This is a genomic window from Alteromonas sp. C1M14, from assembly GCF_018860965.1.
In the GTDB taxonomy this organism is placed as follows: Bacteria; Pseudomonadota; Gammaproteobacteria; order Enterobacterales; family Alteromonadaceae; genus Alteromonas.
In genome coordinates this window covers 107,638-128,620 of sequence record NZ_JAHKQF010000015.1, presented here as the reverse complement: position 1 = coordinate 128,620, position 20,983 = coordinate 107,638, and the positions used below count along the sequence as shown (strand labels likewise).

Here is a 20,983-nt window from a genome sequence, read left to right as displayed (position 1 = left end):
TAGCAATTTAGTTAATAAATCTCAATGGCGGCGATCGTGAATACCTTGAGGTTTATCGAAGGTTCACTGAATAAGCAGGGAAGTGCTTCACCTCACGGTTATCAGCTTTCTAACCACCTTTTGGTATGGTAGAATGTGCGGCTAAAATTTGCGCAGTCTCGCTTGCCTTTGGTTCGCTTCACTTTTTAAAAAGTAGTGAATCGATGTTATCTACGTTACCTGACACCGTAATCATGGAGGATGTATTCGCGTTTTGTTCGCGTCGTCTGGTGGTGTCGCAAGTGTGACAAATTATTTTCATATTCAAGACACAAATTAGGGTCATCGGCATTTATGGCAAAGACAAATCTTTTAAATCTAAACCGAGCGGGGCTAAAAGCATTTTTCGCTGAAATTGGTGAAAAACCTTTTCGTGCCGATCAGGTCATGAAATGGATTTATCAGCAGGGTGTCAGTGATTTTAATGAAATGACGAACCTGAATAAAAACCTGCGTCAAAAACTGCTCGAACATGGCGAAGTGGTTGCCCCAGAGATCGCCTATTATCAAGAAGCCAGTGACGGCACGATCAAATTCGCTTTGGCGCTGGATGGCGGTCAAGAGGTGGAGTCTGTTTGGATCCCAGAAACAGAGCGTGCCACCTTGTGTGTTTCCTCCCAGGTAGGCTGCGCTTTGGAATGTACATTCTGTTCCACCGCTCAACAAGGTTTTAACCGTAACTTATCGGTCAGTGAAATTATCGGCCAAGTATGGCGCGTAGCAACGTTTTTGGGCTTGTCCAAAGATACCGCTAAACGACCCATTACCAATGTGGTAATGATGGGGATGGGCGAACCACTACTGAATCTTAAAAACGTGGTGCCCGCTATGGATCTGATGATGGATGATTTCGGGTTTGGGTTGTCAAAACGCCGGGTGACGTTAAGCACCTCAGGAGTCGTACCTGCGCTAGATAAACTTGGCGATCAAATTGATGTGGCGTTGGCAATTTCCCTTCACGCATCCAATGACACCTTACGTGATGAAATTGTTCCGGTGAATAAAAAGTACAATATCGAGATGTTCTTGGCCGCGGTGCGTCGCTATCTAAGCAAATCAAAAGCGAATCAAGGCAAAGTGACTGTAGAATATGTGATGTTATCGAACATTAACGACAGCACAGATCAAGCCCATGAACTTGCTCAAGTGCTTAAAGACACACCATGTAAAATTAACCTTATCCCATTTAATCCTTACCCAGGTTCGCCTTACTTGTGTTCAAGTAATTCCCGTATCGATAGATTTGCGAAAGTCCTTATGGGCTATGGTATGACAGTGGTTGTGCGCAAAACTCGGGGTGACGATATTGATGCTGCTTGTGGGCAGTTAGTAGGCGATGTGGTAGACAGAACCAAAAGATTATTAAAGAAACAGATGAAAGGCGAAGCAATATCGGTAAAAATGGCTCAATAGTGTAAAACAGAAAAGGTAGAAACTTCATGCGATTAGTTGTACTCGCAATCGTCGTTGTACTGACAGGATGTGTAAGCCAGAATTCATCTGGTAATTTTCAAGGTGAAAAGTTTGATTTACAAGAGGCGGCAAAAACCCGGGTGTCGCTGGGTCTTACCTATTTAAAAAATGGCAAGTACCAGCAGGCAAAGCAAAACCTGGATAAAGCGTTGTCATTTGCGCCCCGAAGTGCTGATGTGCATTATGCGCTAGCATACTACTACCAAACTGTTGAGGAATGGGAGCGGGCCGAATCGTCTTATGAAGATGCACTTAACTTAGCGCCCCGAGATGGCGATATTGCCAACAGCTACGGTGCGTATTTGTGTCAGCAGAAACAGTTTGATAAAGCCACGGTTTATTTCAACAAAGCGCTGGCGAACAATCAGTATGCTAATTCGGCACAAACCTATGAAAATATGGGTATTTGCGCTGAAGAGCAGGGGGCAACTGAAAGCGCTATTAGCTACTTTGAAAATGCCTTAAATCATCAGCCTGGTCGTTCTAGCAGCTTGTATATGCTCACCGAGTTATACATTAAAACCAGCCAATGGGATAAGGCCTCTGACAGTTTACGCCGTTATGAAAAAGTGTCTAAAGTGACTCCCGACTCGATACAATTGGCCATTGAGATTGCTGAAGGCAAAGGAGATGAGCATACTGCCCAAGGGTATGGTGAAATGTTAATTTCACTTTATCCTCACAGTCAGGCAGCCAAAGCCTTTGTTGCAAAATTGCGGGCTGAAAAAGAAAAACACAGCATGGTTACTCGGGTTAAAACCCGGACAGAACGAACGGCCCCTAAAGCGAAACCAACGTCTCCCATGTCACCAGCCGAAGACGTTGCGCAACACACACCAAAAGCATCGGAAGTCGAAGAGGGGGGACAACACGCTCCTGAAGCACCAGAAGCACCAGAAGCCAAAGATAACGTGGATAAATCTTCGCAGACATCAGAAAGCCAAGGGGCTAGTTCTTACCCAACACAGGCTGATGCATCATCCACAAAGGCCTCTGATGAGGCAGAGAAATCCGTATCGCCTTCTGCTGTAGCAGAAGAGGCTTCTACAAAACAGGCGAGCACAAATTCAAATAACGATGAAGAAAATTCAGAAACCCGTTACCATGTGGTCAAACGGGGAGAGAATCTCTATCGCATTTCCCTTCGCTACAACATTTTAATGGCACGTTTGTTGGAGTGGAATTCTATCGTTGATCCCAGCGAAATCGAAGTCGGAACGCAACTGCGTCTAACACCGCCTCAATAATATTGACAGGTTATCGAATGAGTTCAAAAGAAAGTCAGGTTGAAGAACAACCGGTTCAGGATACGCCTACACCGGGAACTATGCTTCGCCAAGCCAGAGAAAAGCAGGGATTAACCCAGCTTCAGATGGCTGAAAAGTTGTTTTTAAAGCAACAAAATATTGCCGACATTGAGTCGGATCGTCTTGATGAGAATATGTCAGTAACCTTCGCGAAAGGTTATGTACGTATGTATGCTAAGCAAGTGGGCATTGATGATAATTTAGTGATTGTTGAATTTGAAAAAATTCATACCACCACCAAGCCACCCGCTAAGCTACAAAGTTTTTCCCGTCGTGTTGCTAAGCAAGCCCATGATGATCGTTGGATGATGGTAACTTGGATTATTATTTTACTGTTGCTCGCTGCATTTGTGGTGTGGTGGTATCAACAGCCTGATGATAAAACCGCGTTGGTGGAAAACGAAACCACTACCACCACCACGGCAGCAGTAAGGGCCTTATCGGCAGACAGTGATAACACTGATACAACGGCACCGGCGGCGAACTCAAGTGGTGCTGGTTCTGCTGTAGAGCAAGGCCAGGTGCTGTCTGAAGGCGGAGAACTCGCCACGCCAGCCGCCGCTTCACTAACGGATGAAGCAAGGGCAAATGAAACACCGGCACCTGTGGATGGTGCAGATTTGGCTGCACAACCACCGACCGCCAGTCAAGCGCCCAGTAACACCCTTGCCCAAGCAGCCGCCACAGAAAACGACAGTGACAACGCCCAGCAGGCAGAGACGGTCAGTTTGGAGTTTACCTTTGCTGAAGATTGTTGGGTAAATATTGAAGACGCTACTTCTGAAGCCATTGCCTATGGCGTTAAGACCGCCGGCCGGGTGATGTCTATTTCCGGCATTCCTCCTTTTAAGGTTACCCTAGGCGCCCCTGATGGCGTAAGCATTAACTATGATGGAGACGCGGTAGATATTTCTGAATTTCAGGACGGACGCATCGCGCGTTTCTCGTTACCTATGCAGGACTGATCATGTTTACTGAAAACCCTATAACACGTCGAAAATCAACCCGTATTAACGTGGGTAGTGTACCCATTGGCGATGGCGCACCCATTGCTGTGCAGTCAATGACAAACACCCCAACGACTGACGTTGAGGCCACCGTCGCCCAAATTAATCGTATTGTTGCGGTGGGCGGAGAAATCGTTCGCGTGTCGGTACCGACCATGGATGCAGCGGAAGCGTTTAAAGCCATCCGCAAGCAAGTATCGGTGCCTTTAGTGGCGGATATCCATTTTGACTATCGTATTGCGCTAAAAGTAGCGGAATACGGCGTGGATTGTTTACGTATAAACCCAGGAAATATCGGTAATCTGGAACGGGTAAAGTCGGTGGTAGATTGTGCCAAAGATAAAGGCATTCCCATTCGCATTGGCGTTAATGGCGGTTCGCTAGAGCGCGACTTACAAGAAAAATACGGCGAACCCACTCCCGAAGCTTTAGTGGAATCGGCCATGCGTCATGTGGATATATTAGATAAGCTTAACTTCGACCAATTTAAGGTGAGTGTAAAGGCCTCTGATGTATTTTTAGCCGTAGGTGCATATCGGTTATTGGCTCGCCAAATTGACCAACCCTTACATTTGGGGATCACCGAAGCGGGTGGACAACGGGCCGGCGCGGTTAAAAGTGCAGTTGGGCTTGGCATGCTGTTGGCCGAAGGCATTGGCGATACCATTCGGGTCTCGTTGGCGGCAGATCCAGTAGAAGAGATAAAAGTGGGTTTCGATATCCTTAAATCACTGCGTATCCGTTCTCGTGGCATCAACTTTATCGCTTGTCCTAGCTGCTCCCGTCAGGAATTTGATGTGATTGGTACCGTCAATGCCTTAGAGCAGCGTGTGGAAGATATTCTTACGCCCATGGATGTGTCGATTATCGGTTGTGTGGTAAACGGACCGGGCGAAGCCGAAGTGTCTGATCTTGGACTTACTGGTGCTCGCAACATGAGCGGCTTTTATGAAGATGGAAAACGGCAACGAGAGCGGTTAGCTAATGACGACTTAGTGGATCAATTAGAACGCAAAATTCGGGCTAAAGCGGCACGATTTGATGAAGGGAATAAAATCCCCGTAGAAGTAAAAGACGTATAAACACTTTCTTACCGATGACGGTGATTGTTGTTTCGTAGTATTGCCCCTATAATGCGGGGCTTTTATTTATCAGGTAGATGAGAATTACAGGTGGCTAAAACAATTCAGGCGATCCGTGGCATGAACGACTGCCTGCCAGACGTTTCTGGCGTATGGCAGAAAGTAGAATCAACGTTGCGCCAAGTGGTGGCAAATTATGGTTATCAAGAAATTAGAACGCCTATTGTAGAAAGTACGGATCTTTTTAAACGCTCTATCGGTGAAGTGACCGATATCGTAGAAAAAGAAATGTATACCTTTGAAGATCGTAATGGTGACAGCCTTACCTTGCGACCTGAAGGCACAGCCAGTTGCGTCAGAGCCGGCAATGAGCACGGGCTGATATATAACCAACAGCAACGCTTGTGGTACATGGGGCCTATGTTTCGTCACGAACGGCCACAAAAAGGGCGGTATCGTCAGTTCCATCAATTTGGGGTGGAAACTTTTGGACTTAACGGCCCCGATATCGATCTTGAAGTTATTTTGCTGAGTGCGCGCATTTGGAAGGCCTTCGGTATCAGCGACGAAGTAACGTTACAGATTAATTCATTAGGCTCAAATGAAGCTCGACAGCGTTACAAAGATGCCTTGGTTGCCTTTTTGAAAGCGCGTTCAGAGCAATTAGATGAAGATTCACTTCGCCGACTAGAAACCAATCCTCTTCGCGTATTAGACAGTAAAAATCCCGAAGTACAGGCGGCGATTGTTGATGCGCCATCGCTATTAGATTATCTAGACGAAGAATCTCAGCAACATTTTTCAATTTTGTGTGAACGATTGTCACAAGCGGGTATCCAATATGAGGTTAATCCCAGATTGGTTCGTGGACTAGACTACTACAATCGCACTGTTTTTGAATGGGTTACAGAAAGTTTAGGCTCTCAAGGTACAGTGTGTGCTGGTGGACGCTATGACGGTTTAATCGAGCAGTTAGGTGGTAAATCGGCCCCTGCGGTAGGTTTTGCCATGGGTATGGAACGTTTGGTGTTACTGCTAACCACGCTGCAATCTGTAGACGATGATTTGCGTGCGGCAGATGTTTACGTGACTTCCATGGGGACAGACAGCTACGCTGTCCAAGTATCCGAAATGCTGCGTGATGCAAAACCTCAATGGCGGGTCATGATGCATTGTGGCGGCGGAAACTTTAAGAAGCAGTTAAAGCGGGCAGATAAAAGCGGGGCACTTTATGCAGTGCTTTTAGGCTCAGATGAAGCGACAAATACCACGGCCACGGTAAAACCGTTACGAGGAGATGGCGAGCAACAAACGGTTGCGTTATCGTCTCTTGCCGACACATTATCAACGTTACTGGATTAATCGCTGTAGTCAATTTACGCAGCAAAACACGTTTTAGAGGTTATAAACATGGAACAATTCGCTACAGAAGAACAACAAGTTGAAGCGATTAAAAAGTTTTGGAAAGACAATGGCGTAGCCATTGTTATTGGCGCTTTATTAGGCCTAGGTGGTTTATGGGGCTGGCGTTATTATTCAGACACCCAGCGGGTCGCAAAAGAAGACGCGTCGGTAGCGTACCAAAGTGCGGTTGTGGCGGTAGAAGATAAAGGTCAGGCCGATGAACTTACCGCTTTTGTCAACGATACCGCGAATGCGGGGTATGCCACCATTGCTGGTCTAGTCGCCGCACAACAAGCCGTTAATACCGGTGATCTTGAAAAAGCCGAGTCGCTGTTAAAAGGGGTGCAAAATGAAACACCCGATGAACATATTGCTACTATGGCAGCCATTCGCTTAGCCCGCGTGCAGTTGGAATTAGGCAACACTGACGCGGCGATGGCAACGTTAAACAGTCTTGATGATGACGCGTTCAAAGCGAAAATCGACGAAGTGAAAGGCGATGTGTTCGTAGCGCAAGAGAAATTCAACGACGCGCGTCTTGCATATACAGAAGCATTGGAAAAAGCCACTGGCAACGTTTTACTCGAAATGAAGCTGGATAACCTGCCTGTATTGGCCGGGAATTAATCAACGCAGAGGTATCGAATTTGTTAACAGAAACGTGTGGCCAGTGTGGTCGAATTACACGGGCGATAGGACTAGCGCTGACGCTGTCAGTGGGCCTATCGGGTTGTTCCACTATTTCAGACTGGTTCGCAGATGACGAGGAATTAGAAATTCGTCGTTTAGCGCCTTTAGACGCTGAGTTTGAACCTCAGGTAAACTGGGAAACTGAGGTTGGCGATGGCGTAGAGTATTATTTTTCTCGTTTACGTCCTGTGTACGCTAACGACAAAGTGTATGTGGCCGATCGCCGCGGCTTAATTGCTGCCCTTGACCCTAAAACCGGTGATACCGAATGGGAAAAGGACATCGCCATTTTCAAAGATGAAGGCATGATGTCTTCAATCACTCGCATGTGGTCTAGAGGCGAATCGGCTAAAATTGCCGGCTTGTCTGTGGACGGTGATCAGGTTTTCGTGGGAACGGAAGACGGTGTCATCATGGCACTAAACGCTGAGTCTGGTGAAATGAACTGGTCCCACACTGTGGCAGGAGAAATTTTAGCCGCACCGGTTTCTGGTGAGCATCTGGTGGTTATCAATACCGGTTCTGGTACCTTGGTGGCGTTAGACGCCGAAACGGGCGAACAGCGTTGGCAGCATGAAGGGGATGTACCGCCGTTATCGTTACGGGGTATTTCTAGGCCGGCTATTAGTAATGGTGGTGTGATTTTAGGCACTGCCACTGGCAAAATTCAGGTGAATATTGTGGACTCGGGGCTAGTGGCTTGGGAAACCGCCATCACGTCGCCGGCTGGTGCTACAGAGTTAGAGCGTATTGTGGATATTGATGCGGCTCCATTAATGTATGGTGGCACAATCTATACCATTTCCTTTAACGGAACCTTAGCGGCAGTAGAATTACGTTCTGGCCGTGTTATCTGGAAGCGTGAGTACGGTAGTTACCGCAATGTCACACTAGACGGCACCACCTTGTACGTGGTGGATAATAATTCACATGTATATGCCCTTGACCGTCGTAATGGCATCGAGCTTTGGTCTCAAACCGGATTGAAAAAGCGGGTGTTAACCGCAGCAGAACCTGCCGGCGATTACCTGGTATTGGGTGATAAATGGGGGTTGATCCACTGGTTAAATAAAGAGACCGGTGAAATTGTCGCACGCTATGATCTCGGTGGCGATGATGAAGACGAATCAGTCTATGTCGCTCCTGTATATACAGGCAATGCGCTAATTGCCATTACCCGCGAAGGCGAGGTGGCATCCATTTCAATGCCTGAGTAAGGTATCGCACATCAACGTCTGTGTTAGGCTGACGTCTGTTACTATTTTGGGGTATAATTAACCCTATCGTTAAGCTGGCCGCGTTTAATCGCGGCCAGCGTGTTTTCAAATTTTATAAATTAGGACTTCAAGCATGTTGCCTGTTGTTGCACTAGTGGGTCGCCCAAATGTGGGTAAATCCACCCTGTTTAACCGTTTAACCAATACGCGTGATGCCTTGGTTGCTGATTTTCCTGGCCTTACCCGGGATCGCAAATACGGGCAGGCAACGTATGAGAAAAAGCAGTTTATTGTGGTCGATACCGGTGGTATCACCGGTGATGAGCAAGGTATTGATGCTGAAATGGCCCAACAATCATTACGGGCGATTGATGAAGCTGATGTCGTATTATTTTTGGTAGACGCAAGAGCAGGGCTCATGCCTGCGGATATTGGTATTGCCGACCATTTAAGAAAAATAAACAAAAATATGTTTGTGGTTGCCAATAAAGTAGATGGTATCGACGCCGATAGCGAAACCGGTGACTTTTACCGTCTTGGGATGGGGCCAGTTCATCAAATCGCAGCGGCTCATGGCCGCGGCGTGTCTCAATTACTAGATGAGACCCTGTCTCCTTTGGCTGAAGCATTCCCCGATATGGCTGAACAGCCAAAAATCGAAGAAGAGCTTGATGCTGATGCACAGTTAGAGCGCCTTAAGAATTTACCCATTAAGCTTGCCATTGTAGGTAAGCCTAATGTGGGAAAATCCACCTTGACCAACCGCATTTTAGGTGAAGAACGGGTAGTGGTGTTCGATTTGCCCGGCACCACTCGAGATAGCGTTTTCATTCCATTGGAAAGGGATGAACGTGAGTATGTGCTTATTGATACCGCTGGGGTGAGAAAGCGTAAAAAAGTAGCCGATGCAGTAGAGAAGTTTTCTATTGTTAAAACCCTACAAGCCATTGAAGAAGCTAACGTGGTGCTGTTGGTTATTGATGCCAGAGAAGGTATTGCCGATCAAGATCTAAGCTTGTTAGGGTATATTCTTAACTCGGGGCGTTCATTGGTGCTGGCGGTAAATAAATGGGACGGGTTAAGCACCGATGTTAAAGATGACATCAAGCGTGAACTTGATCGTCGATTGGGCTTTATCGATTTTGCTCGCCTTCACTTTATTTCAGCGCTGCACGGCTCGGGTGTCGGTAATTTATTTGATTCGGTAAATGAAGCCTATGAATGCGCTACCCAACGGGTTGGCACCTCTTTACTTACCCAGATTATGGACATGGCTCAGCAAGAGCACCAACCGCCATTGGTTCGTGGTCGTCGGGTTAAAATGAAATACGCCCATGCCGGTGGTTATAACCCCCCAGTTATTGTGATCCACGGTAATCAGGTTAACGATTTACCCGGTGCATATAAGCGTTATTTAATGAATTATTTTCGTCGCTCGTTAAAGGTGATGGGAACGCCGATCAAGATTGAATTCAGAGAAGGTGCGAACCCCTTTGAAGGCAAGAAAAATCAGCTAACCCTTGCGCAACAACGTAAGCGCAGACGGATGATGTCCTTCCACAAAAAGAAAAAATAGCCGTATTTTATACGGCTATTGACTGGCGAATTTCCGCAGTGTTTGCATTAACGGTGAGGGCCCAGGAACGGTGATCATGGGTAACGCTTCACTAATGAGTTCATCGGCAATGCGAGCGGGAAATGTGGTGGATAACGTCACTAGTTTGTCTTTCATTTCAAAGGCATAGGTAGTGGCATAGATGGCCTCTGTGGCCTCACTTTCAGCACGCACAGCAATACGGTACCCCGAATAACGGTGGCTTTCCTCGTCGTTGACAATAAACGGGGCAATAGGGGCGTCAATGGTCAGTGTTAACCCTTGAGCTTCTGCCATGCGTGACGCTTCTGCAAGGTTGTTCTGGAGTGCTGCGGTTAAGCGTGCTTGTTGTGGTTCTGTCATGCTTGTGACAATGGGCGCAACGGTAATATCTAGCAGTGCACCTTCATATTCGGGATGGATATACCGACTTATAACACCTTTGAAGGGATCAGGATAAAGCTGCGTGTCTAAAATCACGAATTTTTGGATGTGCTGGGGTAGCGTCATATCATTTTTATAGTCACTTGCCCCAAGCACATCAAACAAATAGGCGGCTGAAAATACTTTCTGTTTTACCGCTAATTGCCACCAGTCTTGCAATACCTTCTCGACAATCTTCTGGTCTGAACTACTTCCCTGTAAAGGGGTTTGGAAAATGCGTGAAGCAATTTCGATCCCTCGCCATTGTACGGTTAACTCGGTTAAATATAAGGGGCGGGTTGTTTGCCCGTGCTGTTGTACACCAAGAACGCTAGCCGCCTGTGGTTGAGCGGCCGTGGCATCGGCGGGGATCTGAGCCGATAAAGTGGCAATCAGTAATTCATAATCAGCGGCATTGGTGGCGGGTAATACCGCATCAAACCAACCGGTTTGGGTGAGCTGTTCCACAAAAAGTGTGCCGCTGAGAGGATCCTGTTCGCACGGCTCAGGGCTAACATTTTTGTCATCACATAGGTCTACCATGGCTTGGCTTGGGTAGGTGGCAAATAATGCGATGGGAGCTGCGACATGATAATCGGGGAATATGTCTACATCTTGCTGCACATGAGGTGCTTGCTGACACCCATGCATTAGGATAGACAGAAGCAGAATACTGACCTTTTTCACGGTTTATCCTATGTCTGTGGGGCGGTTAGTTTGACCTAAGCCTTAATGATGCTCAAGTTTTTTAGTCAGGTTTTTGCCCGGTACTGATAATGTCTTCCACGGTGCTGATAATTTCACCCTCTGCCAGATAAGTGCGCAGTCGCTGGCCTTTTTTCACATTCTGAATGCTTGTCAGCGGGGTGTCTGCTTGGAAGGTGATGCTGTATCCCCGGGACAGGGTTTTTAACGGACTGACAGATTCAAGCAATTGGGCACTGTGGGCTAATTGCTTGGCTTTTTGTTCTGTTAGGTGACTGATTGCTCGCAACAGACCTTGGTGCAATTGTTGTTGTTTGTCTATGTGTCGTTGGATAGTGTGAACGGGGTTCACATTATCTAGCCGGCGCACTAACTGGTTAAGTTGTTCTTGGTGGCCCCTTAACGATGTGCGCATGGCGTGAGTAAGGGACAATTGATATCGGTCTAACGATTGCGCCTGACTTTGTAACCGATTAGCCGGGTGAAGGTTTTTCAGCCGTTGCCGTAGCAGCATCAGTCGGTGGGTACGTTGCTGCAACCATTGGGTCCATGCCCGTTCAAGGGCCTGATTTTGCTGTTTGATGGCTAAGTAATGGGCTTTTTGGTCTTGGCTGAGTAATTCGGCTCCTGCCGAAGGGGTAGGGGCGCGTACGTCAGCAACAAAATCGGCTATGGTGATATCGATTTCGTGTCCCACCGCACTGACCACAGGGACGGGAGATGCAGAAATACAATGGGCAAGCCCTTCATGATTAAAACACCATAAATCTTCTAACGAGCCACCACCGCGGGTTAATAATATGACATCCACTTCGTGGCGGGCATAGGCGGTTTCTAGAGCGTTGATAATTTGCATTGGGGCTTGTTCACCCTGCACCATGGTGGGGTAGACGATAACGTTTGTACTCGGGCTGCGTCGTTTTAATACGGTGAGTACATCGTGTAACGCGGCGCCAGAGGGGGAGGTGATCACACCGATGGTGGTAATTGTCTGAGGTAACGGGCGTTTGGCATCAGCATCGAAAAGACCATCTTGTTGAAGTTTGCGTTTTAGCGCCTCAAACGCCTGCTTTAGCTGTCCTTCACCGTCTGGCTCTAGATGTTCGGCAATAAGCTGATAATCGCCTCTCGGCTCGTAGAGGCCCACTGACGCGCGAACTAATACCTTATCGCCCTCTTTGGGTTTATGTTTGATATGTCGGTTGGTATTTTTAAACATGGCAGCCCGTACTTGGGCTTTATTGTCTTTTAACGTGAAATACCAATGTCCAGACGCCGCGCAAACAAAATTCGAGATTTCAGCAGAAATCCAGACCAGGCCAATTTCCCCTTCTAAAACCGTTCTGGCAAGACGATTTAGCTTGGTAACAGTGAGTATTTGGCGCGATGTCGATGGAGTGTTGAAAATCATAGATGAAAATTTTTAGAGTTTAATACGAATAGAGTTTACCTGATTATTAAAAAACACTACAATTGCGCCGCAATTATCTCTCTACTATTCAGGTGTAATTGCATGCTCCGAATCATTCAAGAAGCGTTAACCTTTGATGATGTCCTACTTGTCCCCGGACATTCAACGGTTTTACCTCATACCGCTAGTTTACAAACACGTTTAACCCGTGACGTCACGCTAAACATTCCCATGGTTTCTGCCGCAATGGATACGGTTACCGAAGCGCGCTTGGCCATTGCATTGGCGCAAGAAGGTGGAATGGGTTTCATTCATAAGAATATGGAACCGGAAGAACAAGCGAATCATGTACGGGAAGTTAAAAAATACGAAAGTGGTGTGGTATCGGATCCGGTTACGGTAGAACAGAACGCCGCGATCGGCGACGTGCTGGCCATGAGTAAAAAGCTTGGTTACTCGGGCTTTCCTGTCACCGATAAAGAAAATAACCTTATCGGTATCGTCACTGGTCGTGACATGCGTTTCCAAAATCGTCCCGATTTACCGGTCAAGCAGGTTATGACGCCAAAAGAAAAATTGGTCACGGTAAAAGAAGGTGCTGATTCCGCACAAGTACTTGATTTGATGCATGCTAATCGTATCGAGAAAATTCTGGTAGTGGATGATAGCTTTAAGCTAAAAGGGCTTATTACCGTTAAAGACTTCCAAAAAGCAGAAAATAAACCTAACGCGTGTAAAGACTCGTTGGGGCGTTTGCGTGTGGGCGCGGCAGTAGGCGTAGGCCCTGGCACCGATGAACGAATTGATCTACTGGTGGAAGCTGGGGTAGATGTGTTACTTATCGACACGTCCCATGGTCATTCCCAAGGTGTTATCGATCGTGTTTCTACGGTTCGCAAAAAGTATCCGCAATTGCAAATTATTGCTGGCAACGTAGCCACCGCTGATGGCGCCAAAGCCCTTGCCGATGCAGGTGTAGATGGGGTTAAAGTGGGTATTGGTCCAGGTTCTATTTGTACCACCCGCATTGTTACCGGCTGCGGTGTACCGCAAATTACAGCCATTGCCGATGCAGTGGATGCGCTGGCGGGTACCGGTATTCCTGTTATTGCCGATGGTGGTATTCGTTTCTCTGGTGACATCGCCAAAGCGTTAGCTGCTGGGGCAAGTTGTGTCATGGTTGGCAGCATGCTGGCAGGCACAGAAGAAGCCCCTGGCGAAGTTGAGCTTTATCAAGGGCGCTACTACAAATCTTATCGTGGTATGGGCTCGTTGGGTGCCATGAATCAACGCCATGGTTCTTCGGATCGTTATTTCCAAGAATCGGATAACGCTGAAAAACTGGTGCCTGAAGGTATTGAAGGGCGGGTAGCTTATAAAGGGCCCATCGCCACTATTATTCATCAGCAAATGGGGGGATTACGTTCAGCCATGGGATTAACCGGTTGTGGCGACATTGAATTGCTTAATACCAAAGCACAGTTTGTGCGAGTGACATCGGCGGGTATGGGGGAATCTCACGTCCATGATGTTAGTATTACAAAAGAAGCACCAAACTATCGTCTGGGCTAAGCACCAACAACGTTAATGAATGAGGCTGGTGTCATTGCCAGCCTTTTTTGGTTTTTACTACACAGGTAAAAAAATGACCACGAATATTCACAGCCAACGCATACTCATTTTGGATTTTGGTTCCCAATACACCCAGCTTATCGCACGTCGCGTACGTGAAATCGGTGTGTACTGTGAACTGTGGGCCTGGGATGTTACCGAGGAACAAATAAAATCATTCAATCCGGATGGCATTATTTTGTCCGGTGGCCCGGAGTCTGTTACTGAACTTAACTCTCCTCGTGCACCGCAATATGTTTTTGACGCAGGGGTGCCCGTGCTTGGGGTTTGCTACGGTATGCAAACCATGGCTGAACAACTCGGCGGTAGTGTGTTGGGGTCAAACAAGCGTGAATTTGGCTATGCACAGGTTGAAGTGATTAAGTCTAGTCCGTTGCTGGAAAATATTGAAGATCACATCGGTGCCAATGGCAATGCGTTGCTTGATGTATGGATGAGCCACGGCGATAAAGTGTCAGAAATACCTGAAGGCTTTGAAACCATTGCGCAAACCCCTTCTTGCCCTCATGCGGCTATGCATAATCCAGAAAAACGCTTTTACGGCGTGCAGTTTCACCCCGAAGTCACACATACCCGTCAAGGAATGCGTTTATTAAGCCATTTCGTAATGGAAATTTGTGGCTGTGAAAAACTGTGGACCGCCGATGCCATCATCGAAGATGCCATTGCCAGAATTAAAGAAAAAGTCGGCGACGATGAAGTCATTCTTGGTCTTTCCGGTGGTGTGGATTCTTCTGTGGTTGCCATGCTTATTCACCGCGCCATTGGCTCCAAATTAACGTGTGTATTTGTGGATAACGGCTTACTGCGTTTAGACGAAGGGCAGCAGGTAATGGATATGTTCGGCGATCATTTCGGTTTGAACATTATCAAAGTGGATGCTGAGGAGCGGTTCTTAGCCCGCTTAGAAGGCGAAGCCGATCCTGAGAAGAAACGTAAAATCATTGGCAACGAATTTGTGGCCGTATTCGATGAACAGGCGTCTAAATTAGCGAATGCTAAATGGTTGGCTCAAGGGACTATTTATCCTGATGTGATTGAGTCTGCCGGTTCTGCTACCGGTAAAGCCCATGTGATTAAATCTCACCACAATGTGGGTGGCTTGCCAGAAGACATGAAGATGGGACTTGTAGAGCCATTGCGTGAACTGTTTAAAGATGAAGTTCGCAAAATTGGTTTAGAGTTAGGGTTACCTTACGATATGTTGTATCGCCATCCTTTCCCAGGGCCGGGTTTAGGTGTGCGGGTGTTAGGTGAAATTAAAAAAGAATATTGTGATTTACTGCGTCGCGCTGATGCCATCTTCATTGAAGAGTTGCACAATGCCGAGCTGTACCACAAAGTGAGCCAAGCATTCACCGTCTTTTTACCCGTGCGCTCTGTAGGTGTGATGGGCGATGCCCGTAAATACGATTGGGTGGTATCTTTACGTGCCGTGGAAACCATCGACTTTATGACCGCTCATTGGGCCCACTTGCCTTATGACTTCTTAGGCAAAGTTTCTAACCGTATTATCAATGAAATCGACGGTATTTCTCGGGTTGTTTATGATATTTCCGGTAAGCCACCGGCCACCATTGAGTGGGAGTAGGGCTGATTATAAATAGTTAATCAGGTCTTAGAAAATAAATGAAAAGCCAGTCAGTTTCTGACTGGCTTTTTTTATGGCTTCTCACTTCATCCTCAAAACCTTGCGGAGGTATTTGGTTTCTTCGCAGTGATGTTCATTGTGATACTGGCCTTCTATTTTTTTTGGGCAGTGAATATTATGGGTATTCTGTTAGTAGTTAGTATGGGAAACGAGTACATTTTTAATTGTTCATTAAATCTAACCGTGGGCTATATAACCGATAGAATAGATGTTGCCACTCATTTTATCGGCTAACTCTGGTTGAGCGAGCCACGAGACACTCACTGTCTCCCAAGAGGTAACATTGAGACCTTGAATATCCGCATTCTGACTGACCTGATTGTCTATACATGCAAACGAACATTCTGAATTTGGTATTGTTGGTTCATCCTCTATAAACCAAATCTTGACTTCCGGTCGACCAAATTGCTCACATAATCCTTTAAATCCTTCACTTCTAAGAAAAGTCATCATAGAGTGATGATCCCTCCAAACATAAAAGGGAGCATAACTGTTGCTGCTTGTATAATATTCTGCATTTTTTCGTGAATAAAGGTAGGCCTTAAAGACTAATCCAGGGTATCCATCTAATAAATTTCCTTTTTCCCCTGATACGAGTTTCTATTTTTTCCATCGGATAATCCGACGGGAGAATAATTTTATATTGCATTGCTATCATTGTATTGTCTCCATTTCATCTTTCCATGACTGACCAGAAGAAAAAGACCAGTCTTCCGTGCTATTGAATTGAATAATGATCATAATATCTTCTTTACCAATCGGAGTTTGGACCTGAAGTTGCTCACACAGCGCTTTATACAAGGCTCGTTTTTGTTCATGGTCACGCGATTTCCCGGCGAAGATATGAAATAAAATCCCAGATTCACTTCGACTTTTGGTCAGGTTTGGGTAATGAGAGCTAAAGACCTTTTGCTGTGAGGTATGAATGTCGAAGATTTGAAAACAGTCTCCATTAGAGACATCAAAATAAGCCTCTAAACATTGCTGGAGAATATGCGAAATTTGATGCTGATATTTTTCAAATAATTCATTACCTAGTGAAATTCGCGTCATTGGCATGAGTCACTCCTCTTATGGTTCATTTCATCTAAACGTTCAAGTGCTGAAGCCGTGACAGGCCAGCCAGCATAAAATGCCAAATGCGTCATTGTTGCACTCAATTCTTTAACTGTAAGTCCATTGCTGCATGCCCGTGCTAAATGACCTGGAAGTTGTTCCACACGGTTTAAGACCACTAATGCAGTTACTGTTATCAAGCTTCTATCCCGAAGGCTTAGATTCTCGTCACGCCAAACTTGTCCAAACAATACCTCTTCCGTAAGTTGATAAAATTGTGGAGCAAGTTTGGCAAACAGTTCCATTAAATGTTGTTCTTTTGTATCCATATCTTTTCCTAGTTGATTGAGTTGACAGGAAAATAATAAGTTGATTTTTTAATATAAAAAATCAAAACTATTTTGATTGATAATTTTGATTTTCAGGATGAACAGCCATGAGAAGTCTGAATTTGGATGCCTTACGATGTTTTGTTTTAGGAATTGAATTGGGTAGCTTTGCAACTGCGGCAGAACGACTAAATCGTTCGCCTTCAGCAGCCAGTGCCCAGTTAAAAAAGCTAGAACAGCAGTGTCACACTCCGTTGGTGACAAAAATCGGCCGACATCTAGAACCGACCGAAGCGGGTGAAATCATTCTGGCTTATGCCCGGCGCATGATTCAGTTAAATGACGAAGCTCTAAACCAGTTAGTGGGAAATTCACTGTCAGGGAAAGTAGTTTTTGGCTTACAAGAAGATTTTAGCGATGTGCTATTGCCACAATTGTTAGGTATATTCTCTCGCTCACATCCAAATTTACAGTTGCAATCCATTGTTGGGCGTCATCAGGAACTGATGGATGGTATTCAATCTGGTGAATTAGAATTTTCATTAGGTTGGAGAGGTGAGAGATCGGCACCATATAGTGAGCTTTTGGCAGAATTACCACTGTACTGGTATGGGCCAGCAAACAAATATTTTAAAGAATCCATTGATACCACTAAACCTGTACCATTAGTTATGCTTGATGGTTCTTGCATTATCAGACAACAAGCTACAGCAGCATTAGATCGAGGTGGAATTCCGTGGAAAATTACCTTTGTTGGCCGTAGTCTAAGTAACTTATGGAGTGCTGTTGATGCTGGATTAGGAATTACGGTTCGCTCTTCTTTCAGTCACCCGGATAATATTAGTAAGTTGGATGGTTTGCCGACTCTTGGAAAGCTTAGGTTGTGCCTCGATCGTAATCAATATAAGTTAGAAAAAGTACAGGCTCAGTTATATAATGAATTAAAACAGCAACTTACCATTCATCTCAAATAAAAAGATCAAATTACCACCAGTCAATGGACACAGGCCAGTCCGCATTATTGCTGAATTAGCCCCGAATGAGTCATTACTCTTAGCAAAAATAGGGGCAAAAATGTGTTTGGGTTTTAATAACAAAAGTCAGTACCACTAACTCTGACTTGATATTGAGGTAGAGTTAGTCAAGGATTTTCTTGGCTTTAGGTCTGAAGTGCTTCCTACCGTTTTTTATTGTCACGTCGACGAGACGCAAAAAATCAAAAAAATTCTGCGCGTGGTATCGATGATGGTATCGAGAAAGTTGGTGTTTCTAACTAGCTGTTATTTCGGTGTATTTTTTTCCGTTGATATTCGAGTGGGAATAAGGCTAGGTATAAATAGTGAATAAGCCTTTAGTAAATAAATACAATGCCAGTCAGTTTTCTGACTGGCATTTTTTATTGCCGGCCAAGTTTGTGCATTGCCCAAAGCCCTATTACTGGTCCTGGCAGCAACCACCACACTACCCATAATCCCTGCCATTGCCACAAAGCTGTGGTTAATGCGATGGATGGAATGGTCAGGGCAAAGCCGATAGCATTTAACATGGCCAAGGTTGAACCGATGCGTTCACGGGGGGCAGTTTGTGCGGCTAAGGCCGAAAATTGAGGGGAATCGGCAATGACGGTCAAGCCCCATAAAGCGAGGAGAAGTAGCATCACGGGGGGGGATAAAAAGGCAACCAATGGATACACCATACAAATAAGCCCAGAGGCACCAAGGGCCAAGCGCGCCACAAATAGGCTTCCTAATCGTCGGCTCAAGGCCCCGCCCCCTATACAACCGAACAAACCAAGGGCGATGATGGTAAATGATATCAAGGGAGTAGAGAAACCCTGAGCACCTAAACGCGCCACTTCTCGGGCCACCATAAAGGGCACCAGGGTCCACAATGCATACAGCTCCCAGCTGTGACCGAAGTAGCCCATTGCCACGGCGCGAAAACGGGGTTCACGTAAGGCGGCAAGCCCGTCTCGTAATCGTGCTTTACCACTTGAGGGCGGTAAATGGGGGCCGTCTCCGAGCACGAAAATAGCCGCGCCACCGAGTATGGCTAACAGCGACGCGCCCAGTAGTGTCCACTGCCAAGATAACGCGACCATTGCGCCACGCAGCAGGTGGGGGAGGGCCGTGCCCAGGGTTAACATGCCCACTAGCCATGCCAGTGCGGCGCCTACATATTTAGGGGTCCAGCCAATGACTAATTTCATGCCTAGTGGGTAGATCCCAGCTAAGCATAGCCCGGTAACAAAACGCAGCAGCAGATCAAAGGGCTGATGGGCTGCCACCAATACAAAGCCGGCATTAGCCAGCGCACCGGCTAGGCTGGAAACGGCGAAAATACGGCTGGCACGTATGCGGTCAGCCAACCCTGTGGTGGCAATTAAGAGGGTACCGGCAATGAAACCCGCCTGAATGGAGAGGGTTAACCAGCCCAGATCTTTTTCTCTTAGTCCGACATCTGCAATGAGTGCCAAGCCTACGCCATTGACCGAAAACCAAAGTGACGTACCACACAACTGGGCAACCACGACAACCAATAACGGATGACGTCGCATAAAATTTGTCATGCCTTCCCCCCTAATGACAAATGAAAAGTGCCCTCTAAATAATCCCAAGCCTATTCACCAAGGAATGATTAGAGGGGTAGAGGCTTATTTTGCACAACACCGATTCGCCGCAAGTTCATCACAAGACAAGGTGTTATCTTCAACCGGCTCTTCATCAATTACCTGATTGGCCAATGTCGATGTGACTGACGCAACCTGCTTATAGCCGGTTCTCAGCAAAAAGGTTGGAGCCCGACCGTAGCTTTTAATGCCAACAATATAAAAACCGGTTTCTGGATGGGACAGTTCCTCGGCCCCATGCTCTGGCACTGAACCACAAGTGTGGAAGTTGGGATCAATCAGTGGCCCTAAATGAACCGGACTTTGTGTGGCAGGATCAATGGCTATACGTAACTCAGACAACAGCTGGAGGTTGGGACGAAATCCGGTTGCCGCAATGATCTCATCTACCGGCGGTAGTTCATGAGAATGGCTTTGTACCATGAGTTTGCCATTTTCAGTGTTGATTTTTTCTATGGCAATATCGGTAAATACGTCGATTTTTCCTTCTTCCAAGAGTGTTTGAATATGCACTTCTAGCCGCCTACGTTCTTGCAACTCATCATTTTTGGGTGAACGGACTAGGTTGTCTACCGAGGCGCCGCGGATCCCCCATAAAACACGCATACCATTAGATTGTTCAGAAAGCGTGACGAGATCTTGCAAGGCGTTAAAAGCCGAATGACCACCACCAATGACCAGTACGGATTTGCCGGCGTATCCCTTGCTGTTAGGGCCTAGAATCGTAGGCACGCCGTAACTAATGGATTGGGAAGCGGCAAGCTCACCAACAGCCGGAATGCCATGTGCACCAAGCCAGTTAGGGGTTTGATAGGTACCGGATGCATCAATGACGGCCCGAACCAGGATGTCGCGCTCTCCTTGTGGGTTGGAAACCCGCACCACGAAGGGGGCGTGGGCGCGCCCTTTATTGCGTAGTACATCGTGATATTGGCGGCTGATATTCTCAACCCGGGTATTTAAATGCAGATGTGGCGCAATGTTTTGATGAGATGCTAAAGGCAGCACATAGCGCTTAAGAAGTTCATTACCGGTTGGAAATTCGCTGGGCGCCGGCTCGGCCCAGTCTGTTTCCTTAAGTAAAGATACCGCTTTAGGATCCATATTGTATGACCAAGGTGAAAACATGCGCACATGTCCCCAGCGTGCCAAGTTAGCACCAGCACAATCACCAGATTCAAACACAATGGGGGTAAGCCCTGCGTCGAGTAAATTTACCGCTGCGCTTAAGCCGATAGGACCGGCACCAATAACAGCAACGGGTAAGTTTTCGATAGTATAAGACATAGATAAACCTCCTAGAAATGTGTTGTTAGTAACAACAAAATAGTTAA

The 20,983-nt window shown here is 46.5% G+C and carries 18 protein-coding genes and 1 pseudogene; 11 read left to right on the top strand and 8 right to left on the bottom strand.

Annotated features, from left to right (window positions below; all coding sequences use genetic code 11):
• Nucleotides 1-333 precede the first annotated feature (333 nt).
• The 8 genes from KO501_RS13075 to der all read left to right on the top strand — a co-directional run bounded on the left by KO501_RS13075 (nt 334) and on the right by der (nt 9,795).
• Nucleotides 334-1,452, top strand: coding sequence for a bifunctional tRNA (adenosine(37)-C2)-methyltransferase TrmG/ribosomal RNA large subunit methyltransferase RlmN (locus KO501_RS13075; protein WP_216030117.1), 1,119 nt, complete (start codon nt 334-336; stop codon nt 1,450-1,452).
• 26 nt (nt 1,453-1,478) lie between these two features.
• Nucleotides 1,479-2,759 carry a type IV pilus biogenesis/stability protein PilW gene (gene pilW / locus KO501_RS13070; protein ID WP_216030116.1) on the top strand — a complete coding sequence of 427 codons (1,281 nt, stop codon included), beginning with the start codon at nt 1,479-1,481 and terminating at the stop codon, nt 2,757-2,759.
• Between the two features lie 17 nt (nt 2,760-2,776).
• Nucleotides 2,777-3,784, top strand: coding sequence for a RodZ domain-containing protein (locus tag KO501_RS13065; protein WP_216030115.1), 1,008 nt, complete (start codon nt 2,777-2,779; stop codon nt 3,782-3,784).
• 2 nt (nt 3,785-3,786) lie between these two features.
• A complete protein-coding gene (ispG, locus tag KO501_RS13060; protein WP_216030114.1) occupies nt 3,787-4,908 on the top strand; it encodes a flavodoxin-dependent (E)-4-hydroxy-3-methylbut-2-enyl-diphosphate synthase in 1,122 nt (373 codons plus the stop codon).
• Nucleotides 4,909-4,998: 90 nt separating this feature from the next.
• Entirely contained in the window at nt 4,999-6,270 is a 1,272-nt protein-coding gene (gene hisS / locus KO501_RS13055; protein WP_216030113.1) for a histidine--tRNA ligase, read from the top strand.
• A gap of 48 nt (nt 6,271-6,318) precedes the next feature.
• A complete protein-coding gene (locus KO501_RS13050) occupies nt 6,319-6,939 on the top strand; it encodes a tetratricopeptide repeat protein (RefSeq protein ID WP_216030112.1) in 621 nt (206 codons plus the stop codon).
• 20 nt (nt 6,940-6,959) lie between these two features.
• Complete coding sequence (bamB, locus tag KO501_RS13045; protein WP_216030111.1) at nt 6,960-8,219, top strand: outer membrane protein assembly factor BamB; 1,260 nt, start codon at nt 6,960-6,962, stop codon at nt 8,217-8,219.
• Nucleotides 8,220-8,352: 133 nt separating this feature from the next.
• Nucleotides 8,353-9,795 carry a ribosome biogenesis GTPase Der gene (der, locus tag KO501_RS13040; protein WP_216030110.1) on the top strand — a complete coding sequence of 481 codons (1,443 nt, stop codon included), beginning with the start codon at nt 8,353-8,355 and terminating at the stop codon, nt 9,793-9,795.
• 15 nt (nt 9,796-9,810) lie between these two features.
• Here the strand turns inward: der and KO501_RS13035 are convergent, their stop codons facing one another.
• Both KO501_RS13035 and xseA read right to left on the bottom strand, forming a co-directional pair.
• Nucleotides 9,811-10,923, bottom strand: coding sequence for a hypothetical protein (locus tag KO501_RS13035; RefSeq protein WP_216030109.1), 1,113 nt, complete (start codon nt 10,921-10,923; stop codon nt 9,811-9,813).
• A gap of 61 nt (nt 10,924-10,984) precedes the next feature.
• A complete protein-coding gene (gene xseA, locus KO501_RS13030) occupies nt 10,985-12,352 on the bottom strand; it encodes an exodeoxyribonuclease VII large subunit (protein ID WP_216030108.1) in 1,368 nt (455 codons plus the stop codon).
• A 102-nt stretch (nt 12,353-12,454) separates the two neighbouring features.
• On the opposite strand from xseA, the gene guaB reads away from it, so the two are divergent.
• Nucleotides 12,455-13,924 (top strand): IMP dehydrogenase, encoded by a 1,470-nt coding sequence (gene guaB / locus KO501_RS13025; RefSeq protein ID WP_216030107.1) that lies wholly within the window; start codon nt 12,455-12,457, stop codon nt 13,922-13,924.
• A gap of 73 nt (nt 13,925-13,997) precedes the next feature.
• The gene (gene guaA, locus KO501_RS13020; protein WP_216030106.1) at nt 13,998-15,575 is read left to right on the top strand and encodes a glutamine-hydrolyzing GMP synthase; all 1,578 of its coding nucleotides are present in this window, start codon (nt 13,998-14,000) and stop codon (nt 15,573-15,575) included.
• Nucleotides 15,576-15,812: 237 nt separating this feature from the next.
• On the opposite strand, the pseudogene KO501_RS18570 reads toward guaA, so the two are convergent.
• From KO501_RS18570 to KO501_RS13000, 4 genes and pseudogenes are all read right to left on the bottom strand, one after another.
• Nucleotides 15,813-16,208 (bottom strand): annotated as a pseudogene (locus KO501_RS18570) (DUF4865 family protein); the annotation flags it as partial.
• On the bottom strand, nt 16,177-16,284 hold the full coding sequence (locus KO501_RS18565) for a hypothetical protein (protein ID WP_354667842.1): 108 nt from the start codon (nt 16,282-16,284) through the stop codon (nt 16,177-16,179). The gene KO501_RS18565 and the pseudogene KO501_RS18570, both read right to left, overlap by 32 nt.
• 5 nt (nt 16,285-16,289) lie before the next feature.
• Complete coding sequence (locus KO501_RS13005; RefSeq protein WP_216030104.1) at nt 16,290-16,694, bottom strand: tautomerase family protein; 405 nt, start codon at nt 16,692-16,694, stop codon at nt 16,290-16,292.
• Nucleotides 16,685-17,020, bottom strand: coding sequence for a carboxymuconolactone decarboxylase family protein (locus KO501_RS13000; protein WP_074212079.1), 336 nt, complete (start codon nt 17,018-17,020; stop codon nt 16,685-16,687). Before KO501_RS13000 ends, KO501_RS13005 begins: the two co-directional genes overlap by 10 nt.
• Before the next feature lie 107 nt (nt 17,021-17,127).
• Here KO501_RS13000 and KO501_RS12995 point away from each other — a divergent pair, with 107 nt between their 5' ends.
• Complete coding sequence (locus tag KO501_RS12995) at nt 17,128-17,994, top strand: LysR family transcriptional regulator (protein ID WP_216030103.1); 867 nt, start codon at nt 17,128-17,130, stop codon at nt 17,992-17,994.
• Between the two features lie 422 nt (nt 17,995-18,416).
• On the opposite strand, the gene KO501_RS12990 is transcribed toward KO501_RS12995, so the two are convergent.
• Nucleotides 18,417-19,589 carry an MFS transporter gene (locus KO501_RS12990; protein ID WP_216030102.1) on the bottom strand — a complete coding sequence of 391 codons (1,173 nt, stop codon included), beginning with the start codon at nt 19,587-19,589 and terminating at the stop codon, nt 18,417-18,419.
• 84 nt (nt 19,590-19,673) lie between these two features.
• Nucleotides 19,674-20,936 (bottom strand): NAD(P)-binding domain-containing protein, encoded by a 1,263-nt coding sequence (locus KO501_RS12985; RefSeq protein ID WP_216030101.1) that lies wholly within the window; start codon nt 20,934-20,936, stop codon nt 19,674-19,676.
• Nucleotides 20,937-20,983: the final 47 nt, after the last annotated feature.

What these genes read in the sequence shown, in the direction of transcription:
- pilW (WP_216030116.1), top strand. Translation starts at nt 1,479, where the DNA reads ATGCGATTAGTTGTACTCGCAATCGTCGTTGTACTGACAGGATGTGTA.
- xseA (WP_216030108.1), bottom strand. Translation starts at nt 12,352, where the DNA reads ATGATTTTCAACACTCCATCGACATCGCGCCAAATACTCACTGTTACC.
- KO501_RS12990 (WP_216030102.1), bottom strand. Translation starts at nt 19,589, where the DNA reads ATGACAAATTTTATGCGACGTCATCCGTTATTGGTTGTCGTGGTTGCC.
- ispG (WP_216030114.1), top strand. Translation starts at nt 3,787, where the DNA reads ATGTTTACTGAAAACCCTATAACACGTCGAAAATCAACCCGTATTAAC.
- KO501_RS12995 (WP_216030103.1), top strand. Translation starts at nt 17,128, where the DNA reads ATGAGAAGTCTGAATTTGGATGCCTTACGATGTTTTGTTTTAGGAATT.
- KO501_RS13000 (WP_074212079.1), bottom strand. Translation starts at nt 17,020, where the DNA reads ATGGATACAAAAGAACAACATTTAATGGAACTGTTTGCCAAACTTGCT.
- KO501_RS13005 (WP_216030104.1), bottom strand. Translation starts at nt 16,694, where the DNA reads ATGCCAATGACGCGAATTTCACTAGGTAATGAATTATTTGAAAAATAT.
- KO501_RS12985 (WP_216030101.1), bottom strand. Translation starts at nt 20,936, where the DNA reads ATGTCTTATACTATCGAAAACTTACCCGTTGCTGTTATTGGTGCCGGT.
- guaB (WP_216030107.1), top strand. Translation starts at nt 12,455, where the DNA reads ATGCTCCGAATCATTCAAGAAGCGTTAACCTTTGATGATGTCCTACTT.
- KO501_RS18565 (WP_354667842.1), bottom strand. Translation starts at nt 16,284, where the DNA reads ATGCAATATAAAATTATTCTCCCGTCGGATTATCCGATGGAAAAAATA.
- KO501_RS13065 (WP_216030115.1), top strand. Translation starts at nt 2,777, where the DNA reads ATGAGTTCAAAAGAAAGTCAGGTTGAAGAACAACCGGTTCAGGATACG.
- KO501_RS13050 (WP_216030112.1), top strand. Translation starts at nt 6,319, where the DNA reads ATGGAACAATTCGCTACAGAAGAACAACAAGTTGAAGCGATTAAAAAG.
- der (WP_216030110.1), top strand. Translation starts at nt 8,353, where the DNA reads ATGTTGCCTGTTGTTGCACTAGTGGGTCGCCCAAATGTGGGTAAATCC.
- guaA (WP_216030106.1), top strand. Translation starts at nt 13,998, where the DNA reads ATGACCACGAATATTCACAGCCAACGCATACTCATTTTGGATTTTGGT.
- KO501_RS13075 (WP_216030117.1), top strand. Translation starts at nt 334, where the DNA reads ATGGCAAAGACAAATCTTTTAAATCTAAACCGAGCGGGGCTAAAAGCA.